Below are 24,034 nucleotides of genomic sequence, written 5' to 3'. Positions count from 1 at the left end.
CTGTTCATTAATCAGGTTAGTTCATCGTTATCTTTCCGGCAGCAGCATCCGGATGCTGCTTCAGATAGATACGATAGAGTTCAAAAAATGTCGGTGCATCCAGCAATTCAATATTCGTATGCCGCTGTTTCAACTCATCACAAATCCCTTTATACCAGGAAGGTGACTTCAATATGGCTCTGAACCAATGGAAAGGAACCGGACGTTTCTCCACTCTTTCCACAATCACATCCGTTGCCCTGCGGTAATCATGATCTACAATATCATAATCTGCCCGGATCACCGGCATATCATTGTGCAGCAATGTCAAAGGCATCTTCTGCGGAACTATTCCATTCGGACTGAACGATGCGTAACAGTCCAATCCGTCTGAATCCAGTCCGGGGGCTTCGCCGTCAATCACAAATCCTGTAATGGTCAATCCCCACTTCTGATAATATTTGCTGCAATGCTTTGCCCATGCACTCAATCCGCTTTTCAATCCGGACACCGAGCGAGGCTCTTGCAACATACCCGGCATTAAATATCCGGCACCATTGTCAGCAGCGGCAAAATAATCATTCGGAGTAGCCGTCACCCGATAATTATGCATCACCATCGGAACGCGTTCTGCAAGTACAGGACTGACAGACCACATCAAAGGCACTTCTCCCCGGCTAGGTTCGTCCCACAGGAAAGGGGTAGTCTGAGCAATCCAGGAGGAGGAATCATAATCGCCTACATAGAAGAGGATAAAGTTCCGTCCCTGAAAGTTGATTGTTCCGTCACGGTTCAGATAGCCTCTGTCCATCAGTTCCTGATGTGTCACCCACTTTTGGGGATACTTTTCCTGAAGAGGAAAATGTTGCCAGAAGGAGGAGTTAGCCAATGCTCCCAGTCCGATGGCATCGGCATCCTTAAAGGCATTATAAGCACTGATAATACGGGAAAATTCCCACTCGGTAGCTACATCTTCATGCTTTCCTCCAGCATGCTGCGTATATTTATAAATCCAGCTCGGGAAACCTCCGATATAGCAGAATTTCTCTCCTTTATTTTGCTTATAGGCTTCTTGCAGAAAAGTTTTCAGTATCTGCAAGTCCAGTCCTTCTTCTTGTGTCGGATCATCCGTTGCCGGCTCGTCTCCCCAAGGAGAAAGGTCAAAGAAAAAAGCTTTCTTGCTGACAAAAAAGTCATGATTGGTCAATTGGTGATGGTTCGTTACCGTCCGGGTAGGATCGGTACGCCAGAACTGGTCGATGTAATAAGCGGCGTACTCCGTATTGCATAACCCTTTCTTCAGGTATTTCTCTATAAACCATACATAGGGATCGATTTTCAGAGATCCTGTCGAAGGTTGACCGGTTCCGGCAATCCTTCCTTTGCCCGTGAAAAGAGAAGAACCATCTTTGTTCACCAGCCAGCATTTCACAGCCAGCTTCGGTCCTTGCAGTACCAAACGGGTATAGAGACTATTGGGAGATATGTCATAGCGCACAGCTATCAGATTCTCGATTCCTGCCACAGATGAAGCAATATTACTGGTAGATGCTACTTTTGAGTCATAAACAACCACTCCGCGTATTTCTTTTCTGAAAACGGTCACGACATCCGACAGTTCCGTGTAAGCTATCGTATCACGTCCCGCCAGCCACTGTCCTGCCTGACGGTATTTATTCCACCAATAATCATCGACATTCTCTCCCTGCCCGTTCTTGACATAGCGAATGTACAATCTCGGACTATTCCGATTCACAATGCCTTGCAAGGTAGCTGTCGTATGCATAATGTCCCATAGTTGCTCCGCCTTCTCCTGTTCTTTCAGATCAAGTTCATTGAGCGTTCTCAAATCCAGTATCCGGACCGGATCACGAGATTCTGCCAACAATATCTCTGAACAAAAGACAGAGACCGCAAGGAATACCAACTGTAAATACTTTCTCATGGCTTTTCCGTTTTTATGCTAAATATCCAACTGTACAGATGCCGAATAATTGTACTTTGTCTCACTTCCGTGAGACTGTGCACCGATCCGGAAATAATAACTCTTGCCCGGAACCAGCGTGGAAGTGTAGTCTTCCAGATTGATAGACAATTCGAAAGCCTCACCATCAGTAATGGAACGGTTTAGTTCTTCTGTCCGGTTGACAATATTCAGTTTGTTGGATACATCGATGTGAGAGTGTGCAAACAACGAAATACGATAGACCTCGTTACTGGTCACCTGCTCCAGTTTGAATTTCGCCACTACCTTTCTTCCGATCACAGATATTTCCGGTTCAATGATCCGCAGATAAGGATTCACTTCGAAGACCTGATAATTCTTTCCCGGCTTTATTTTCATATCCAGAGTATCCAAAGGAACGTAGTTCCCACGATTCAGGATGATTTTATAGTCACCGGAGAAAATCATACCGTTATAAAACGTTCCGTCTTTTTTAACGACCATATTCTGAACAGGAGGATTATCTCCCCACCCCTGTTCGATGAAATAAACGCGGGAACCGTCCGATATCTCCTGTTGAATGAGTTCTCCGGTCTTCCGGTCTCTCAGTTCGCCGGCAAAGATTGCATCCGGCCCTTCGAGATTATCTTTTTCACAAGAGTAAAACATACTGCCTGCTACTACAACGCATAATAAAAATAGAAGCTTTTTCATATCTAATCTATATTTTAGAATATACTAATTAAGGATTCTGTACCAGACCATTAGCCCCCGTACCCGGAATACTCTTATAATACCAGCTATAATCAAAGGTCTTTGATTCAATGCCCAACGGATTGACACGTACAAATACATAATGCGCAGGATTTGTCCGCAGGTCAAGGAAAGGTACAAGTCCCTTTCTCACCCGGTTTTCAAATTCCTTATGGAAAGTTCTCCAGCGCGACAAATCCCATCTGCGTTTGTTTTCAAATGCCAGCTCGACAAAACGTTCTTTGCGAACATTCGCCTGAGTCAATGCAATGTCATCTTTGTGAGCCGCTCTTTTGCGGACCGCATTCAAAGCGTCTTGTGCAGCCTGTTTTTCAGCAGAAGTAGAGGTTGTCTTTTCGATAACAGCTTCTGCATAGTTGAGAAGAATTTCCCCATAACGGAAATCGATCCAAGGCTGTGTACCTTTACTCCATGCCTGCTCAACCGGACTTTCTATCTGCAAGAACTTCTTAAACAGGAATCCGCTGCGGGTATAATGTCCCAAAGTCGGATCGAATCCTGAATATTCCGTGCTTTTCTCCGCTCCGTAAGTATAATAGATCAGACCATCCTGTCCCTTCTCCGAAGCCTGAGTCCTATAATGATAACCGGAACCGTCAGCTTTCACCAGACCACCCTGGATAATGATCTTCGTACTTCCGAAGTTCTGTCCCGGGAATAACACCATGGCACTCAAACGGGCATCACGACCGGCAAATGCCTGGTAAGGTTTATCTATCGGGAAAGACAGGTATCGGGTGGATAAGTTAAATCCATTATAATCACTTTCATTTCCATCCACACGAGTGCTGATCGGCTTGGGTGTTCCGGTTCCGTCATCCGTATAATCTTCGAAAGAGTCGACAAAATCCAGTGTCGGATTCATACGACCGGGATAGAGATTCGGGTCGAGGATCATCTGACGGGGGCTGAACCAGACATCATAGTTATGTGCCAGAATGGTATTTGCAGCATAGGCCTTCATGAAGATAGGCTCTTTCAATCCGTCCAGACATTGGAAAGGTTGTTCAAATAACTTTTGATAGTTGGTTGTCGCTTCTTCCGGAGTAGCGGGGGAAGGTTTGTAAAGACCGAACTTACCACTATTCATGATTTCCTGTGAAGCTGATATACATTCATCATAATAATGATCAGCCGATATAACTTCTATACCTACCAGCTTCTGGTCAACAGCCGGACCAGAGAAAGAGACATAAGGCTGATGAGTAAACTTGGCAACGGAAGCTGCATACAGAGCTGCTCTTGACTTCAGTGCCAATGCTACCCATTTGTTCGCTCTCAGCACATCATTTTCATTCGCATCTCCAAAAAGCGATACTGCCTGGTCACATTCTTCCAAGACAAAGTCCCAAGTATCTTTCTCCGTATTTCTGGGGACACGCAGTTCTTCGATATTACCGTTATACTCCTGCGGTTCTTTAATGATAGGTACCCCACCGTATCTTTTGGCTAAGGCAAAATAGGTATAAGCTCTCAGGAAATGAGTTTCCGCATTGATCTCATTCTTTTGCTGTTCGGTAATACTGGTCAATGTAGGAATAGTAACCAACAGACTGTTTAAATCACGAATGAGTTTATAACCGTCTTCCCAATAATCGAACCACTCTTCTCCAAAGTCATTGTACTCCGGATGGATAGCCTCATCACAGAAATGAGCAGCCATAAAACCGGCATTATTCACATCCGTACCGACTCCCACATTGAAGCCGCGATTCGGTGAATAGGTAAAATCTTCGATAGGCAAACGACCGTACAGATTGGCCATATGTGCCTGTACTCCTTCCGGAGTAGAGAACAATTCATCCGCCGGAATTTTATTCTTCGGATCGATATCAAGCAAATCGCTACATCCGCCCAGCAGGAACATAGCTCCCAATAATAAATAACTATATATTTTCATAATCATCTTCTTTAAAAGTTCAAGGTCAATCCAAAGTTAAAGCTCTTATTCAGAGGATAATTCAAGCCGGCACTATAGTCTCCTTCAATCTTTTCCGGATCGAATGCCTTTACAAACGGGTCACAGACAGTAAACAGGTTATTTCCGTTCGCATAGATTCTTAAACTACCGATACCCAGTTTATGCATCAGTCGGGGACTGAAGGTGTAGCCGATCTCAATTGTTTTCAGTCTCAGATAAGAAGCGTTCTTACGCCATATCTGCGAATCCCTCGTATAGAACGATCCCATGTCCTGCTCCAGACGGATGGCCGGCCATTCTCCCGGTATCCATTCACTGTTCGCATCATACGGGTCGGACAGATGCCAACGGTCGTAGAAGTATTCGGGGGTATTGCCACCCTTGAAACAGAGCATCTTTGCGTATACCTCGTCAAACTGCACCGTGTACAGGGCAGAACCTTGAAAAAGAGCATAGAAGTCGAAGTTCTTCCAGGATGCTTCCACATTGAAACCATAGTGAATCAACGGGCTGCCGGACCAGAATAAAGGGGTCTTGTCCAGATCATTCACCACTCCGTCACCGTTTACGTCTTTCAGGATGTAGTCACCGGGAAGTTCCTTGGAATTTCCGTTATCCCCATTCTGAATCGGATATGTATTAATCTCGTCAAAGTTCTGGAAACGTCCGTCCGTCTGATACCCCCAGATAAAATCTCCCCAGCGGTTGGATGACTGGTTTCTCCATCTTTCCATACTGCTCTTGTAAGGACCGCTCTCTATATAACGGCGTTGGGTACGCGCCAAGTTAAAGTTACCGGATACACTGTAGTGGAAATCACCGATTTTGTTGGTATGAGTCAATGTAAATTCAATACCCCTCGTACGGTCGCCGTTCAGGTTTTCCTGTGGCAACTTGGAACCGAACGTATTGGGAAGAGAACCGTAACGGTCGGCCAACAGGCCGCTGCGGTCACGCTGATAAATATCAAACTCTACTGCGATCAGCCGGTTAAAGATTGAAAAGTCAATACCAATATTATACATATTCACTTTAATCCAGGTCAGATTCTTATTGATCATCACAGGAGAAGCTACTCCATTGGTATAATTTCCCTGGCTGAATACATATCCGCCACTGTTCAACGTGTAACCGGAGAAGTATTGGAACGGATCACCGGCATCTTGCCCCGAACGACCGGCAGAGAAACGAAGTTTCAGATTATCGACAAACTTGAAGTTGTCTTTGATAAAGCTCTCTTCCGAAATTCTCCATCCTACGGAAGCGGACGGAAAGAATGCCCATCTGCTGCCCGGAGCATATCGATAAGAACCGTCGTATCTGCAAGCAAGCTCTGCCAGATATTTGCCTTTATAATCATAGGTCAGACGCCCGATATGAGAAAGATAAGCCTGGTGTTCCGAGGAACCGGATACTTCTGGTTCAGATTCGCGTGCATTGTCCAGTTCACCGATTGTGAAAAAGTCAAACTTGCGCTCACCATTCATCCAGTTTGCTTTCTCTTCGCGTCTTTCGAAGACATAAGTAGCTCCGATGGTATGGTTGCCGAACGTTCTGTTATAGTTTGTCTGAAACTGCATATCCACCCGTTCCGATTCTCTGCGATTATCCTGAAGCAAAGCCGGATAGTTGGCATCTGCCGCTGTATACTCGCCCGTATATTCGCCATAGGTATATGTCTTAAAACCTTTCCGCGTAGCCTTATATCCGTAGTTATTGTAATCGTAGATAAAAGTACCTTTCACCTTCAGCCCCTTTACATAAGGAATATTATACTCTAATGCAAACTGTGTCTGCAAGTTCTTATTCCGCTCTTTAGCGCTGCCGGTATAATCGGCATCGATCATAGCTGCCGGATTAGGAACATAAGAGAAGTTATTATAATAATCCGGATTGTCATTGGCATAGATAGAAGTAGTCGGCGGATTTACACGCGTACTCTTAAATATATCATAGAAAGGAAACCAGGGACGGTTGGTGGTATCATAACGTCCGCCAAGATTGATACTGGCTGTCAGGTCTTTGGTAATCTTCAGACTGACATTGGAACGGAATGTATATTTATCATAAGTCAATGCGTTATTCTTCAACAAGCTGTTATCGGTGGCATAACCGAAACTACCGTAATAACTTACTTTGTCGGTACCACCTTCCAGGGACAGAGTCGTCTGGAACTGTGTGGCGTGCTTATTGAAAACGGCATCATACAAGTCTACACTCTCATAACCGGGAGCACCTTGCTGCCATTTGGTCAATTCGTCCTTTGTGATATAAGCCGGTCTGCCTGCATTGATTTCCGCCTCATTTCGCATGGTCATATATTGTCTGGCGTTGGCCATCTCCGGCACATTGGTAGGAGAAGTAATGCCGACATTGGCGTTCAACGTAATACGCGGTTTGCCTGTAGCCCCTTTCTTGGTGGTAACAATCACGGCACCATTCGCCGAATTCATACCATAGATAGAGGCAGTAGCATCTTTCAGAAAAGATATGCTTTCAATATCTTCCGGATTCAACCGTTGAAATTCGCTGGAACCGTCTCTCACCACTCCGTCAATCACAAACAAAGGAGTTCCGAAGCCACGGACATTGATATTGGAACTGAACTTACCCGGCTCTCCATTCTCCTGTCTGATCCGCAGACCGGCTACCTTTCCTTGAATAGCCTGTGCCAAACTAGGTGCCTTGGTCTTTACGATATCATCTACTTTCAGGTTTCCGATAGCTCCTGTCAGACTTTCCTTTTTCTGAATGCCATATCCGACAACAACTACATCGCCCAATGCTACCACATTCTCCTCAAGGACTACCGTTACGAAGTTTTTATTCACCACTTTCACTCTCTTCGGATTATAGCCGACATATCCTATCTCCAGTTCAGCTCCCACAGGAACCTGAATAGTAAACTTACCATCCATATCCGAAATAGTCCCCGTACCCGTTTTCAGAACTTTCACTGAGGCTCCGATAATGGCTTCTCCTTTATTGTCTGTCACCTGCCCGGAAATTTTCAGGTTTTCCTGCGCCATAACAGAATCCAAAGAAAGGATGCTCCCCATTATCAAATAAAGGAACCTTAAAAAAACTCTTTGCAAATGATCTTTGCTCTTTCCTGTTTTCATAATTTATAGATTAACATTAATTGATTCAAACCGTTTTCATCTCAAGAAAACTTTCTCTGACAAGTAAGTCCAAGCAGTAGTTAAGAAGTGTCGTTTTTCATATTTCCATCATTTTATAAGGTTATAGTTCGATCCGCTCAAGTCATCAGAAACATAGTGGAGGATATCCCGTCCGTTTCTGAAGCAAATATAGAATTCCAGTCCTTAATGCCATATTAATTTTAGATTAATAGCGATAAAGAATTTCATTCTTTTCGCATAAGTATCTAGTTATCAATAATGTTTTCATGATAAAAAAAAACAATTATTATTTGATGGTATAATGAGTGCCTTACTCCGCAAGGATTTATTTCGGGTACCGATGAGACCTATTTCCGGCACCGATGAGGACAGGCTCCGCCACCGATGAGGAACTATCTCTCCACCGACCAACAGGAAGCACCGGAAAATTATTAATAGAGGATTAATTTAGAGTGAATTTATAATATCATCGTAAGAGAAATCAGGCTTGGCATTCAGCAAACGTTCATATTCAATACAGAACTTATCGAAACTTTGCTTGGACAAACCTTTCTGCCCCATCTGATACAAGACTCTGCATTTAGTGCGGATAGCGTCTTCGTCTATATTATCAACAAGCAGAATTACATCTGATATTTTCAGCAAAAGCCTGGAGTCTTCTTTTATATCGGGACGGTTGACCACAGAAAGCAGTATTTCCGTCAACAGAACGTAGTAGGCTGACTTATATTCGTCAATCCATTCGGCACTGACGTTAGGGAGCAATGCGCCGGCACTCGCCAGGGATATGATTTTATTGATTATCTTTTTGTCCGTAATGGTATCTTTTATCTGATCCAGCAATCTCATCACTTCCTGATAATCGCAGGTCACGTCTTTCCCCAGATTCAGATACCAATAGCCGTTCTTATTGGCAATATTGATATCTCCGATTTTCTCTATGATCAGCCTTAGCTTTCTGATATTCACGTTTCTGTTATTCGATGCACTGGACTTACTCATATCGAACCAGAAGGTTTCATCCAGGCATTGAGAAGTTGTTCCCTTTCCGTTCTTGATGGTATTCAGCAGTAAAAACAAGAATAATTGCTTAAGAGTAGGCGTAAAATCTCCCGTGATGTTACCGCCTTGCTTATCAAAGACCTGAAATCCGCCCAATAATAAAACGGAAGATACTTTTTGTTCGGTCGGTTCTTCTTCGACCGATCTGTCTTTTACTTCTTCCGTAGCAACCGGACCGACTGCCACATTCACTTTTCTCTTTCTCTTACTATGCAATAACCATATACTTCCTCCTATCAGGCACAGTAGTCCCGCCAAAATACCGGATATCAATATCACCGGCTTCATTCCGCCAGTCTGATGAGGCAAAATATCTTCCTTGGACAAAGGTGGAAATGCCAGTTTATAAAATTCGACTTTAGATATTCCGGGCTCTTTTTCCTGCAACACCACGGCATAAATAGAAGATGTCTCTTTATGCAGAAACATATCACAATAAGAATGAATATCGAGGAAGTTATAAACAATGGAATCACTCATCACTTCCTGAACCGGTTGTCTGGTCTGTATATCAAACCGGCTCAAATAAACAAAAGTATTATACCGGTCATTATTATATGTCAAAGCATATACACTATTCGACGGTGTATCGATAATCATTGAATTACCGAAAGTAAAGTGCTGCCTGTCATTCACAAACTCCCATAACTTGGTGCATTTACCTGTTTTCAAATTCAACCGGTAAAGATCATAAAAGTTTCCTGGAGATTCTTCCTGCTTACCCGACTGATTGCCATAACCACCCATGATCAATAAGTAGTCCTCATTCTCCGCCCCCATCGCACTTAAATAGCGGGGAAACAGACAGGAATCAAGGGAACTGATCGACCACCCCTGCGGATCAGACAGGTTTATTCTGCTCAACTGTGAATTATAGCGGTGATTACCATAGCCACCAAAAACAATCAGTTCATCTCTTTTCTGATTGATAATACGATTATGATGCTGGCGGGTATCAATCATTACCGGAGTTTCTAATGTCCAGCATTTCCGGTCAAACTCATAGACATTCAAATCGTTGAAATCCGGTGTATAAGACAAGAGCCTGTTTCGTTTGGCATCAAAAATAATCTGGCTGGAAGCTCCTATATAAGGATGTCCTTTATAAGCAATCGAATCAATACGATTCGCCTTCACATCGTAAACAAATAACTGACCGCCTCCTGCTATGAAAAAACGTCCCGACACATCGTCATAAGCCACCTGCGGATTAATATGGTGCACATTCAACGAAGCTAATGCCGCCCATTTAGTATGTTTATCTATCTCCCAGACGCCATTACGTACAAAAGCCTGTTTATTTCTGACACTATCGTAAGTCACATCTTTATCATGAGCAGCCAATTCCCATTTATAAAGCAGTTTACCTTGAATATCAGCAAGTTCTATATTACGAATGGTCATAGGAGGTACATCTGTAGAGAAGAAACGGGGATGCTTGCTGCCTCCGAAATAGATCTTGATATCCTTAAAGTTGCTCAGGGAATGATTGATTTCCGCCTGGATACCGTCTGCAGCAATATGAATCCGGTCTTTGGCAAATTGCAGATCGACGTGTATCCATCTGTCTGCTACAATCTTTACCGAATCTGCAATCTCCGTATTCTTGATCACCCGGTCTTTGTCAGTCAATACAATATTAAATCGGGAATAAAGCAGGTAGGAGATAAAATCAAAGCAGGAAGAATCATCTGCTATGACCCGTACAACATAACCATAAGTATACAGTTCATTTCTCAACTTTATATCGAATCCCACCGAGAAACCGTCCTCGGGAAAAGACAAAGAAGCCGCAGGAGTAAGATCCAGATTGGTCCGCTGATCCTGATTGGTAGAATGAGCCAGAAACGTAAGACCATAATCATAGACACTATTATCTATAACATTACTCTTGCATACCCATATATGCAATAAAAAGACTAAAGATAGAAGGTATCTACATTTCATAGTAACAATCATAAAAACCGGAATCCTTGTTCAAAAGTAAGAAACTTATGTCTAAGACCAATGCATTTGATTGCAATATTCGCAAAAAATTATAGGATATGCAAATCATTGGAAACAAAAAGACTCGCCCAAGTAAAGTATCCGAGGGATATCTTTACCTGAGCAAGTCTTTCCTTTCATAAATACGGCCCACTTAACAGCCGTATCTATATTACAATATCAAATGTATTATTGAGCTGATTCTACCAATACCACACGATTCAGAATCGGTTGACCGAACTTGTCGACACCACCACCTGCTGCAACAGACAGTCTGTCTGCAGAGATGCCATATTTCTTAACCAACAGGTCCTTTACAGCTTGTGCACGTTCCAGACTTAACTTCTGGTTGATAGAAGGAGTACCGGTTGCAGAGTCTGCATATCCGTTGATTGTATAGGTCATGTTCGGGAATTCTTTCATCTTGCTGGCAAGATATGACAAGTTCATTTCTTCTTGTGGAGACAATTTGTCTGAACCGATCTTGAAGAATACAGTACGCGGTGCAATGTTGGCATCTGTTACAACGACTTCTTCAGCTTCTTCCACTACAGGCTGCTGTGCATTGGCTAACTGTTGCTGCAACTGCATATTTGCGGCTGCCATAGCATTCATCTGATCACGCATCTGTCTCAATTCCAGTTCGGAGATAATCTGTGGAACAGGACGTTGGAATCCACGGGTCGGGAAGTAATAAGTCACACCGAGAGTAGCACCTAAGATACCATCATAATCGGGTTTGCCACCATGTTCACCATCAAATTTACCTTCCAGCCCTGTTGCACTCAGTTCAAGGTTCAAATCTACAGCGTTTGACAAACGGAAACGGTTGATAATACCTGCATTGAAGGTAGCAGCGTTTGTATGAGGCTTAGAATAAGAATGAGCCCAACCGGCACCGATATACGGAATAATCTCATATACGCGATCCGGATTGTAACCACCGAAAAGTGCATTCAGATTAATCAGCAAGTCGCCATGAAGATTCATATAGTCCCATCTCTGTTTGTAGGAGCCATCTTCTCTCGGGCCACCGACTACATAATTTGCAGATTCATTGGTGGTGAATCCTTTGGATTGCAGTCCGCTATATTGCATACGTAACCCGAAACCGGGTGTTACCCATTTACCAACTGACACATTCAATGTCGGAGCAATACGATCTCTGAATTTTCCGATATGGTCGTTATTACCAAATAATACCTGTGCACCGCCTCCTACAGAGAAGAACCAGTTGCTCCAGAATGGGTTAGTTATTACTTGATGTTTATCTTGTACCTGAATAACCTCGTATTCAGTTACAGTCACGGTTTGCTGCGCAGAAGCGACAGACGCAACGCCGGCAAAAGCCAGCAACATTAGAATCTTTTTCATATACCTAATAGTTAAGTGGTTATTATAATCTTTTCTTTGTTGAACTATTTAAATAACACGAACTGAACTAAAAGGTTTTAAGAAATGATGATTTTATTTGTTTTATTTGAATAATTTCTCGATGTCCTCTTCCTTGATTGTTGTCAAGACTGTTTTGCCATCCGGAGTGTAATTTGGTGAAGGACAGGCAAAAAGACTGTCTACAAGACTTACCATTTCCTCATTACTCAATACCTGACCATAGACAATAGCCGCCGCACGTGCCAGTGTTAAAGCTAAGATATTCTGGATTTCCTCCTTCACATCATTCCCTTTTTCCATAGCTGTATGTAGCATATTCCGTACCAACTCAACCGGATTCAATCCTTCTATTCCCGAAGGAATGCCATTGATGGCATAACTACCGCCACCCAAATCACTCAGATCGAAACCTACCGCCGACAAATCATCCATGATTCCTTGCAGGACAGCCGCTTCTGAAGCAGGCAGCTGTAATATCTCGGGGAAAAGCACTCCCTGCGAAACACCTTGTTTTTGTTTTATCTGCACCATATACCGATCAAAAAGTACGCGGATATGCGCACGATGCTGGTCGATCAACATCAATCCGGATTTCACCGAAGTCAGAATAAAACGACCTTTGAACTGCAAATGCAGATTCCCTTTCTCAATCACCGATTCATTGGCATATAAAGTAGAGGAAGCCGATGAGAAAGTGGAGGAAGCGGCAGATACCGCCGAAATAGTTTTCTCTTCAGCAACCATCGGTTCTTCCTCGAAAGGAGAATTTTCCCAATCCATTTCCGGTTCCTGCTGAGGCTCATTCATCTTACTTGCCTTGGTCAATCCACCATACAGTCCTTCCCATTCCACCTTCGGACGGCTATATGATCCGCCGCCACTTCCACCGGAAGATACTTTGAACGGATTGAAATCCGAATTATAATGAATCTTCGGAGGTGCAGGAGGCAGGTTCTGCTCAAATGCAGGAATATCCGGCATATCTTCCGTATCGAAATCAATGGAAGGAATGGCGCTGAACTTGCCCAACGACTCCTTTACTGATGCCGAAAGTATTTGCCAAATAGCCTGTTCATTCTCAAACTTGATTTCTGTCTTAGTGGGATGAATATTCACATCGATATTAGCCGGATCCACTTCAAAATAAATAAAGTAGGAAACTTGCTCGCCAACGGGAATCAACTGTTCATAAGCCTCCATCACTGCCTTATGAAAATAAGGATGGCGCATATAACGCCCGTTGACAAAGAAATATTGGTGAGCACCTTTCTTACGGGCAGTTTCCGGCTTCGCTATGTAGCCTGAGATTTTCACCATCGTAGTATTCACCTCTATATTCAGCAACTGTTGATTCAGCTTCTTGCCGAAGATAGCAAGAATACGTTGCCGCAAAGGAGATACAGGCAGATTAAACAGTTCGGAATCATTGCTGTAAAGCGAAAAGGCTACTTCGGGATGAACCAAAGCAATACGTTCAAACTCTGCCAGAATATTACTTAGTTCTGTTGAATTTGCTTTCAGGAACTTGCGACGGGCGGGCACGTTGAAGAACAGATTCTTCACAGAGAAGTTACTTCCCTTGGAACAGGAAACAGCTTCCTGACTTTCGACTTTGGAGCCTGCAATCACCAGTTTTGTTCCCAGTTCTTCCGATTCCAACCGTGTTTTCAGTTCAACCTGCGCCACAGCTGCAATGGAAGCCAGTGCTTCTCCACGAAACCCCATCGTACGCAAAGCAAACAAATCCGCTGCTTCCCGAATCTTAGAAGTCGCATGGCGTTCAAAGGAAAGTCGCGCGTCCGTTTCGGACATTCCCTTTCCATCGTCTATAATCTGGATGCAGGTCTTACCGGCATCCGTAACTAACACATGTATATTTTGAGCATCTGCATCGATCGCATTCTCCACTAGCTCTTTAATAACAGATGCCGGACGTTGTATCACTTCACCGGCAGCAATCTGATTAGCTACCGAATCAGGCAACAAATGAATTATATCGCTCATAGTTTATTTAGTAGTTAAAATGACCAGCTTCCCGTCGCTAAATAATGCCACAAATATAAAAGGAAAGCTATGATAATCAATATGATTCCAAAAGATACAGGCTTACGGCCACTTGCCTTTCTGCGCTTCAGGTGCGTCGTACCTTCGACAAACTTACCACGGATATCTTCGGGACTGAATTCTTTATCCGGAAGCATTCCCAACTCGCGTTTCGCCTTCTCCTCCATCTTCTCAAGCTTTTCTTTCCGCTCGTTTACGTAAATGTATTGATGATTAAAGCCTCGAGGTTTTCTCATCGAATTGAAAAACATTCCCATATTACTTCATATTAATTAAACTTCGCTTATCTGTCTTTGGCTTCCGGTCGGTGGTTGGTTTCAGTGTCTCTCCTTCCTTCTTGCCTCTCCAGTTGAATATATCTTCTTTATTTAAAGGGCGGACATAGTCAAACCAGGCAAATGTAGATAGCCGCAACTTGTCGGGAGGGATCTGATCCATCGGATATAATGTTCCGTTGGACTTACCTACGAACATCCCTTTTTCCATCTTCTTCTCTTTCATATAAAGATGGAGCACACTCCCCTCCATATTATTAAATCCGGTCATCGTACTGTCTTTTTCTTCCGGGTAGAAAGCGGTCATCACATTACCTATCACTTCAATATGACGCATATCACCATTTTCGAAATAGGCTTTCATCTCTTTACCGGACACTTGGTTATAATGAACAGAATCTTTCATCTCCACCGTCAGTGCCTGATTGATAATGTGGGCCCAGTTAATGGTACTGTCATTCATATAAATCTTGATCTCCTCGCCAAGCAGTTGCTGACCTTCATTCCAAAGAATCGGATCGGTATACATGGTCAGACAAGAGTCTTTTGAATTATAAACCAGTGAGTCACAAACTCCCTGTACATCCGTCCGGTACATACGTACCTTATGATAAGCTTTCATCAGGCGGAAAACAGAGTCCGTATTCAGATTATAGGAAATAAGCTGCAACGTATCTCCATGCATAAAGAGACTGTCTCCTTGTGAATAGTCAATAGCAACTGCACGTTTGGTAGCAAAAGCAGAGTCGGCCAATTCGTTATAGAAACAATAATCGCCGGTCAACATATTCTTGTTAATGGTATCCGTCATTCGTATATTATCGAACGCTTCACCGTATCCCACTTTCCGGTCATAAAACAAACTGTCACCAATCAACTTCTTTCCCTCATTCGTCAGGATAGAACGGTCCAACAATTCAGCCTGTTCGCTGAGTGTATTATAGAAGCCTCGTTCCGAATAGATGTGATTATTGTCACTTACGATATTCGAAGGACCGAGAATGGTAGCAATCTTGGAAAAAGTATTATATTTCAGTGTATCCGACGTCAGGACAAACTTGGGATTCACCAATTTCACATCATGATTGAATACCGACTGTTTGGTAGCCGGACTGTATTCTCCCCAATCCGAGGTCAACACATTCTCTTCATCCATCAAAGTACCGCCCTCGAAATAATAACCGAGATCATAAAGACGGTCATAATTCAGACTATCGGTCAGAAGCGTCGTGTTCCGGTTGATCATCTTTACGTTCTCACGAATCTGCGCAATCTGTGTCATCCCGTCGTAGTAAAGATAATCACCGTAAATAAACAAGGTATCCCCCTGCTCCATACGTACATTGCTGAATGCTTCTACCGAATTGGTTTTCTCGTAAATCAAAGCACTGTCACAAAACATATACATACTGTCGTGACGCAGCTTTACATTCCCAATCAGTACCTGAACATCCGGTCGGGCAAGCTTGTCGGCCTGTCCCTGATTGGCATGAAGCAAATATACTTTCGTCTTCTTATTTTCGGGCTCTTTCTTGATATCTTTATCAGTTTGCTTCGTTCCATTTGGAGTTTTCGCAGCCGGAGTCTCAGCCTTTTTAGTCTGTCCGGTAGGCTTCACCTGCGCCACAAGGCATACGGCAAACAGGCATAGAAAGCCTATAAGAAGCCATCTATGCCCGTCTTGCTGTTTATCTTTTTTGTTTTGTTTCAGCATATAAAGTCAAGCTGTTTAAACATCAATCGTTCCTTACCCAACCCGGATACTTGAAGTCACACTTCTGCCAATTCGGGTCAATACGTACATACGTATGTTTTTGTTTGTTCAGAATCCACTTCTGCAACATTTCTTCCCGGCGCTTATCCATCACGATTTCTTTCAGGTCCTGATAGTCTTCTGCAATGGTAGCTTTATGACCGTTGATCTTTGCTTTCAGTTTTACAATGGCACAAACTTCTTTTCCATCCTTCTCGTTAATCATCGTAAAGGCTCTGGAAATTTCGCCTACATTCATCTTATCCACCACTTTCGCAACATCCTGAGGCAAATCCTGCATCTGGAACTTAGAAGTAGTGATACCTGTACGCTCATTCGTATTCACCATAAGACCGTGATTATTACGAGTATCCTTATCCTGTGAAATCACAGAGGCAGCCTCATCAAATGTAAACTTATTCTGACGGATATCATCGCCAATAGAATCCAGACGGGCACAAGCCTCAGTCAACTCCTTTTCAGATACTTTCGGACGCAACAGAATGTGACGGGTATTCACACGGTCGCCACGTTTCTCGATAAGCTGGATAATATGATAACCAAATTCAGATTCTACGATCTTAGAAACTTTCTTCGGATCCTGAAGACTGAATGCTACATTGGCATAAGCCGGATCCAGCATACCACGTCCCATAAAATCAAGTTCACCACCTTTGATAGCAGAAGCCTTATCTTCGGAATACAGACGTGCCAGTGTAGAAAAATCAATTTCACCCTTTGTCACACGGTCTGTATAATCACGCAGACGTCTCTTTACATCTTCAATTTCAGCAATAGGAATTTTAGGTTGCAGTGTAATAATCTGCACCTCTACCTGAGTCGGAATATAAGGGATACTGTCCTGAGGAAGATCCTTGAAATAGCGGCGTACTTCTGCCGGAGTTACCTTGATATCTCCTACCAGTTTCTGCTGCATCTTCTGTACTGTCAGTCCGTCACGGGCATTTTCGCGCAACGTTTCACGAATTTGAGTAGCAGTCTTATTGAAGTATTCCTCCATTTTCTCCTTAGAACCAATCTGCTGGATATACATATTGGTCATCATATCTACACGCTGAATGATTTCCGCTTCGGAAACTTCGATACTATCCAACTTTGCCTGGTGCAGGAATAACTTCTGCACAGCGATTTCTTCGGGTATTACACAATAAGGATCGCCTTCAAATCTGCGTCCATTGTACAAGGCATCCATACGGGCCTCTTCTACATCTGATTTCAAAATAGCTTCGTCACCTACTACCCAAACTACCTCATCAATTACATTGTCCTGTGCATAAGTTACCACGTTGGCAAATACTGCCAGGACAAGGGTAACAATAAATCTAAAGTTCACAAACTTCTTCATTCTTTGTATTTAATAATTGTATATAATCTTCTTCTTGTTTACAGCCTGCTGATACAGGTCATTCTTCACTTGTTCCATAAAGTTCACCCGTTTCTGATTGACCAGTAAATCCTTCACTTCCGACCGGGCAAACTCATACGGTTTCTCTTCACCTGCCCCGCGATAATCGCTCACATTGAGGAAATAGTAAAATGCCGTATCTTTCAGTTCCACATGTCGGTGCTTGTCTACATACTGCTCCGGTGACGCCTCTTTCAATGGAATCAAGTCCAGAACATCCGTAACCGGAACCCATTTATTGTAAAAGTATTCATACTTCACCGCATTCTGCAAACTATATTTTTCCAGACTTTCCACAGCATCCTGTTTTTCCGTCTTGTACCATCTGCGAACATTGTTCAGCTGAGGTGCCGTCAACGGTACTTTAATAAACAATCCCTTGATCAGCGGAGATTCCAATTTAAACAATTCCTTGTTTTTCTCATAATAATCCGCTATTTCCTGTTCCGAAATATCATTCGTCAGTTTTTGATTTATCAATTCCTGCTGATAGGTATGCATAATCAAAGCTTTCCTGTAATTCTCCACCAGCTTATCTACATCCACATTATCCGGAATATTATTCGCTGCTTTTTCATACAACAAAATCTCTTCCGCCCAACTACGAATGTAATGCTCAGCGAAAAGAATACTATCATCTTTTGACAATCCGACCGGTAGTACAGACATCAAATCTTCTTTATACAAAAAGTTACCATCTACCTCCACCAATGCAGTCTTGCCTTTGTGGTCGTACTGCTCTTTGCACGCTCCACAACAGAGAAGGGTAATTAGTAAGAGGACTAATATTCGCATTGTCAATTCAAATCTACTTATTTAAGGTACGAAGATAGTGAATAATCGGTTACATCAGTTATTATTAACTGTTTTTAAAACCTCTTGGTTTATTTCAACCTTACCGGACTCCCTCAATTCCCGCTCCCAATATGCGTTAAGATAGTTTCTATAATCTTTTCTCACCTGATCAATTACCTCTCTGTAATCCTCCGGTCCCTTCTGTTTTTTGCCTACAGCAATAGTAAAAGGATAAGACACTACAGGATCAAAAGCGCCCTTCTTAAAGACCAATTTATCTATATATTTATTATCTCCGTCGGCAAAAACACCCTGTTCAATTTTAATTATTTCAGCACCGGATGTATTAAATGTTTTGCGAAGCATATCCTCCCATTCATTCTCCGGAACTTTTTTCAGTAGCTTTTTAGCCTGTTTAGCAGTCTTTTTATCTGCACAATGCAACACTACTCCTTTGTATCGGGGATGCTCCCATCGGTAATCCGATGAATGAAACTTAAAATACGTAGCCAATCCCACCCGGTCGTTAACAGCCGGTAAATCTACTTTCTGATGCACGATTTCCTCAGCCAAACATTTCTCTGCATATTCCTGCAAAGTATAACGAAGTTCCGGATGCTTTCTTTCCATATGCTGACTCTCATAATCCAACAGAGATTTTGCTATAAAGCCATTCAACTGTCGTTTTACAGCCTGAGGATGGGATGCAGCAAACCGCTTAAACATTTCCCCTGTATATGCCTGCCCGTCGATGGTAAACAAAGTCCGCTCCGTTCCACCTTTCTGCAATACTTCCTCCAAAGACTCCATATTCGGAATATACTGGTATTCCTTTTTCAGTTGTTCTACGATGGCTTCCGTTCCTTTATCCAACGGCTGACGCCTTAAACGATTTAGAAGGCTGTCACTAACGACTTCATATGCAGGCACTTCTTTTCGATCTATGACTTTCAGAATATGAATCCCTTCCGGAGTAAAAAAAGGTTTGGATATTTCACCTTTTGCTAAAGAGAAAGCTGCTTCCTCAAACTCCGAGGTTGTCTGCAAACTTTCTATCCACCGACAACGTTTATCATCCGAAAACCGATCCACCAAACGGGCAAAATCCACACCCGGCTGATTTTGTATCACCTGATAAATAGAGTCCATGCGAGCCTGTTCCTCCTGTAAATGCCGGGATGTAATGGTCTGAGGCAGATATTTGTAAATTTGCTGTATCTGCACTTGTCCGCCACGTACATTTTCCTTCATCTTCTGATATAGAATACGGGCATTGCCATCCATTTCCTGATCATCCAGCAGGTATGATCTCAGCAAATTTGTCCGATAAGCCTCCTGTTGCTTGCGAAAAGCCGAAGTTGTGTCGAGTCCGGCCGCTCTGGCTGCTTCCACTTTCAACTTAGACTGAATGAAAAACTCCGCATATTCTTTAGGAGACAATTTCATACCATTACCGTCCGCATGCCGGCGATAGGAGTATTCAAACTCCGAACGAGGTATGTCTTTCCCATTAATCCGCATCACTACGGGATCTTCCTGAGCGAAAGCTAATACTCCGAAGAGACTTATCCATCCTAAAAGCAGATTTCTTTTCATCATTGATTTTTATTTAAAAACGACAAACGGTGAACAACGAACATATGCCATACAGCCTGTTCACCGTTCACCGCTAATCGTTTACCGTTTATATAAATTATTCCGGACGGCTATAGTTAGGCGATTCACTGGTAATCGTCACGTCATGCGGGTGACTTTCCATCACTCCGGCATTTGTAATACGAGTAAACTTCGCATCATGAAGTTTTTCAATATTAGCAGCACCGCAATATCCCATACCTGCACGAAGACCACCGGACAACTGATAAACTACTTCGTAAAGTGTACCTTTATAAGGAACACGAGCAGCAATACCTTCCGGAACCAATTTCTTCACATCGGCAGTTCCGCTCTGGAAATAACGGTCTTTAGAGCCATTCTCCATTGCTTCCAATGAACCCATACCGCGATATGATTTGAATTTACGTCCGTTAAAGATGATAGTATCACCCGGAGACTCTTCTGTTCCGGCAACCAATGATCCGATCATCACACAATATCCGCCGGCAGCCAATGCTTTTACCACATCACCGGAATAGCGCAAACCACCATCAGCAATCAGAGGAACACCTGTACCTTTCAGTGCCTTGGCTACATCATATACAGCCGACAACTGAGGAACACCTACACCTGCAACAACACGAGTCGTACAGATAGAACCCGGACCGATACCTACTTTCACTGCATCAGCACCAGCTTCTGCCAAAGCCTTCGCAGCTTCTCCGGTAGCAATGTTACCTACCACGATATCAATATTCGGGAAGCGTTTCTTTGCTTCTTTTAGTTTTTCAATAACGTACATAGAATGTCCGTGAGCCGTATCGATTACGATAGCATCTGCACCGGCATCCACCAATGCCTGCATACGATCCAGCGTATCAGCAGTAACGCCGACACCTGCAGCTACCCGCAGACGACCTTTGGCATCTTTACAAGCCATCGGCTTATCTTTTGCCTTTGTAATATCTTTATATGTAACAAGACCGATCAGTTTGCCATCCATTCCTACAATCGGCAACTTTTCAATCTTATGTTTTTGAAGAATCTGTGCAGCAGATTCCAGATCGGTAGACTGATTAGTAGTAACCAATCTTTCTTTAGGAGTCATAACAAGATCAATATGCTTTGTCATGTCTCTTTCGAAACGCAAATCTCTGTTAGTAACGATACCTACCAGATAACCTTCATCATCCACTACAGGAATACCACCGATTTTATATTCAGCCATAATTCCCAAAGCGTCGCTGACAGTAGAACCTCTCTTGATAGTAACAGGATCGTAAATCATACCATTTTCAGCACGCTTTACAATGGCAACTTGTCTTGCCTGCTCCTCAATAGACATATTTTTGTGAATCACACCGATACCACCTTCACGGGCAATGGCAATAGCCATTTTCGCTTCGGTAACCGTATCCATGGCAGCCGTCACAAAAGGAATTTTTAACTCAATGTTTCTTGAAAACTTTGTCGAGAGATCGACAGTGCGCGGTAAAACTTCAGAATAAGCGGGGATCAACAATACGTCATCGTAAGTTAACCCATCCATTACAATCTTATCAGCAATAAATGACATAGGGCTGTGCGTTTAAAAATTTATTGCGTGCAAATATACGGTTTTTATTCAAAACAGCATACCTGCACGCCTATTTTTTTCGCTTTTTTAATTAGCCATTTCAGAGATGAACTTGATTCTCACCAGTCGGACTTCCTCTTCGGTAAATTCATCGCCCAGTTCGTCAAGAGCATCATCAATCTTGTCTGTCGTAGATTCCTTGAAGTAATCATAGATATCGAGCATATGATCTTCATCCATAATTTCTTCCAGGAAGTAGTCGATATTCAGTTTAGTTCCGGAGTAAACGATTGCTTCCACTTCATCCAGCAGTTCACCAAACTCGATTCCTTTGGAAAGAGCGATATCGTCCAGCGCCACTTTACGGTCGATAGCCTGAATAATAGCCACTTTCATCTTTGATTTATTGGCAACCGTACGTACACGTAAATCTTCCGGACGTTCGATTTCATTCTCTTCGCAATGACGTTTGATCAGCTTACAGAACTCTTCACCATAGCGTTTCGCCTTTCCGGCACCTACGCCCGGAATATTCTGCAGTTCATCCAATGTCACCGGATAGATGGTAGCCATCGCTTCCAAAGACGGATCCTGGAAAATGACATAAGGAGGAACTTCCAGTTTCTTGGACAGCTTCTTCCGTAGGTCCTTCAGCATTGAATAAAGAGCCGGGTCTACCGCACAAGAGCCACCGCCACGTGCAGGTACTTCTTCTTCCGTTTCTTCAAAATCATTATCTTCAGTAATCTTGAACGATTTTGGCTTCTTCAGGAACTTATGCCCTTCTTCCGTCACTTTCAGGAGACCATAATTCTCCACATCTTTGCTCAAGTAACCGCCAATCAAAGCTTGTCGGATCACTGCATTCCATGTTTTGTCTTCTTCTCCCATACCCGAACCGAACACTTCGAGATCTTCGTGTAGGTGAGCCTGTACTTCCGACGTTTCTCTACCTTGTAGTATGTCTATGATATAATCTGCCTTAAAATTTTCTTTCACCGCGATAATCGCTTCAATCACGGCACATAATAACTCTTGAGCCTCCACTTGTTTTTTAGGGTTTAAACAGTTGTCACAATTTCCACAATTTTCTTCCGTATATTCTTCACCGAAATAGTGCAGCAATGTCTTACGCCGACACACGGAAGATTCGGCATAAGCAGCGGTTTCCAACAGAAGCTGCTTGCCAATTTCCTGTTCTGCCACAGGTTTTCCTTGCATGAACTTTTCCAGTTTCTGCAAGTCTTTGTTTGTATAAAAGGTCAGGCACTGGCCTTCGCCGCCGTCTCTGCCGGCACGTCCTGTCTCCTGATAATACCCTTCCAGACTCTTCGGGATATCATAATGGATCACAAACCGTACATCCGGCTTGTCAATTCCCATACCAAAAGCGATGGTAGCCACAATCACTTCCACCTTTTCCATCAGGAAATCATCCTGGTTTTTCGTTCTCGTCATTGAGTCCATACCTGCATGATAAGGACGCGCGTTTATTCCGTTTGCCTGAAGAATTTCAGCAAGTTCCTCTACTTTCTTCCGGCTCAGGCAATAGATAATGCCCGACTTTTCCGAATTGTTCTTGATGAACTTGATAATATCTTTATCAATATTATTGGTCTTTGCGCGTACCTCATAATAAAGATTCGGACGGTTGAACGAGGATTTGAAAACCTGTGCATCCACCATCCCCAGATTTTTCTGGATATCGTGCTGTACCTTCGGTGTTGCTGTTGCAGTAAGCGCAATCAAGGGAGCTTTCCCTATTTCGTTAATGATCGGACGAATTCGCCGATACTCCGGACGGAAGTCATGCCCCCATTCGGAAATACAATGAGCTTCGTCTACCGCATAGAACGAAATTTTCACCGAACGCAAAAAATCTACGTTTTCTTCCTTTGTCAATGACTCAGGAGCCACATATAGCAATTTTGTTTTTCCGGCAAGGATGTCAGACCTTACTTGGTCTATTGCGCCTTTATTTAATGAAGAATTTATAAAATGGGCGATGCCATCCTCTTCACTGAAATTACGCATTGCATCCACCTGATTCTTCATCAACGCAATGAGCGGAGAAATAACAATTGCCGTACCTTCCATCAAGAGCGAAGGTAACTGATAGCATAAAGATTTTCCGCCACCGGTAGGCATTAGCACAAAGGTATCTTTACCATCAAGCAAGTTCTGAATGATTGCTTCCTGGTTTCCCTTGAACTTATTAAATCCGAAATACTTTTTCAGTTCATCTGTTAAATTAATCTTCCCTGCCATCTTAACTTAGGTTGTTTTATTCAGTTCATGGTTTAACTTTAAGTAAAGCCCTCCATTGCAAGAGAGCCAAACAAAG

14 protein-coding genes are annotated in these 24,034 nt (G+C 43.0%); all 14 read right to left on the bottom strand.

Annotated elements, in window-relative coordinates; translation table 11 throughout:
• Positions 1 to 16: 16 nt before the first annotated feature.
• Positions 17 to 1,924, bottom strand: coding sequence for a GxGYxYP domain-containing protein (locus BT_RS19475; RefSeq protein ID WP_008764130.1), 1,908 nt, complete (start codon positions 1,922 to 1,924; stop codon positions 17 to 19).
• Positions 1,925 to 1,942: 18 nt separating this feature from the next.
• On the bottom strand, positions 1,943 to 2,638 hold the full coding sequence (locus BT_RS19470; protein WP_008764129.1) for a DUF3823 domain-containing protein: 696 nt from the start codon (positions 2,636 to 2,638) through the stop codon (positions 1,943 to 1,945).
• A gap of 28 nt (positions 2,639 to 2,666) precedes the next feature.
• A complete protein-coding gene (locus BT_RS19465) occupies positions 2,667 to 4,598 on the bottom strand; it encodes a RagB/SusD family nutrient uptake outer membrane protein (protein ID WP_008764128.1) in 1,932 nt (643 codons plus the stop codon).
• An 11-nt stretch (positions 4,599 to 4,609) separates the two neighbouring features.
• Positions 4,610 to 7,741: a SusC/RagA family TonB-linked outer membrane protein gene (locus BT_RS19460; RefSeq protein WP_164927913.1), complete on the bottom strand. Its 3,132-nt coding sequence runs from the start codon at positions 7,739 to 7,741 to the stop codon at positions 4,610 to 4,612.
• Positions 7,742 to 8,209: 468 nt separating this feature from the next.
• Positions 8,210 to 10,771, bottom strand: a complete 2,562-nt coding sequence (locus BT_RS19455) for a hypothetical protein (protein ID WP_224200584.1) — start codon at positions 10,769 to 10,771, stop codon at positions 8,210 to 8,212.
• A 228-nt stretch (positions 10,772 to 10,999) separates the two neighbouring features.
• Complete coding sequence (locus tag BT_RS19450; RefSeq protein WP_008760779.1) at positions 11,000 to 12,184, bottom strand: OmpA family protein; 1,185 nt, start codon at positions 12,182 to 12,184, stop codon at positions 11,000 to 11,002.
• A gap of 102 nt (positions 12,185 to 12,286) precedes the next feature.
• Positions 12,287 to 14,209, bottom strand: a complete 1,923-nt coding sequence (gene mutL, locus BT_RS19445; RefSeq protein ID WP_008760778.1) for a DNA mismatch repair endonuclease MutL — start codon at positions 14,207 to 14,209, stop codon at positions 12,287 to 12,289.
• Positions 14,210 to 14,223: 14 nt separating this feature from the next.
• A complete protein-coding gene (locus BT_RS19440) occupies positions 14,224 to 14,526 on the bottom strand; it encodes a hypothetical protein (RefSeq protein WP_008760777.1) in 303 nt (100 codons plus the stop codon).
• Between the two features lies 1 nt (position 14,527).
• The gene (locus BT_RS19435) at positions 14,528 to 16,258 is read right to left on the bottom strand and encodes an OstA-like protein (RefSeq protein ID WP_008764125.1); all 1,731 of its coding nucleotides are present in this window, start codon (positions 16,256 to 16,258) and stop codon (positions 14,528 to 14,530) included.
• 22 nt (positions 16,259 to 16,280) lie between these two features.
• Positions 16,281 to 17,663 carry a peptidylprolyl isomerase gene (locus BT_RS19430; protein ID WP_008760775.1) on the bottom strand — a complete coding sequence of 461 codons (1,383 nt, stop codon included), beginning with the start codon at positions 17,661 to 17,663 and terminating at the stop codon, positions 16,281 to 16,283.
• Positions 17,664 to 17,672: 9 nt separating this feature from the next.
• Positions 17,673 to 18,518: a peptidylprolyl isomerase gene (locus BT_RS19425; RefSeq protein ID WP_008760774.1), complete on the bottom strand. Its 846-nt coding sequence runs from the start codon at positions 18,516 to 18,518 to the stop codon at positions 17,673 to 17,675.
• A gap of 54 nt (positions 18,519 to 18,572) precedes the next feature.
• Positions 18,573 to 20,117 (bottom strand): peptidylprolyl isomerase, encoded by a 1,545-nt coding sequence (locus BT_RS19420; RefSeq protein WP_011108995.1) that lies wholly within the window; start codon positions 20,115 to 20,117, stop codon positions 18,573 to 18,575.
• Positions 20,118 to 20,211: 94 nt separating this feature from the next.
• Positions 20,212 to 21,690, bottom strand: a complete 1,479-nt coding sequence (guaB, locus tag BT_RS19415) for an IMP dehydrogenase (protein ID WP_008760772.1) — start codon at positions 21,688 to 21,690, stop codon at positions 20,212 to 20,214.
• A gap of 87 nt (positions 21,691 to 21,777) precedes the next feature.
• Entirely contained in the window at positions 21,778 to 23,958 is a 2,181-nt protein-coding gene (recQ, locus tag BT_RS19410) for a DNA helicase RecQ (RefSeq protein ID WP_008764112.1), read from the bottom strand.
• Positions 23,959 to 24,034: the final 76 nt, after the last annotated feature.

This window comes from Bacteroides thetaiotaomicron VPI-5482 (assembly GCF_000011065.1).
GTDB lineage: Bacteria > Bacteroidota > Bacteroidia > Bacteroidales > Bacteroidaceae > Bacteroides > Bacteroides thetaiotaomicron.
The sequence above is the reverse complement of the archived record's forward strand: the minus strand, read 5'-3'. Positions and strand labels throughout refer to the sequence as shown.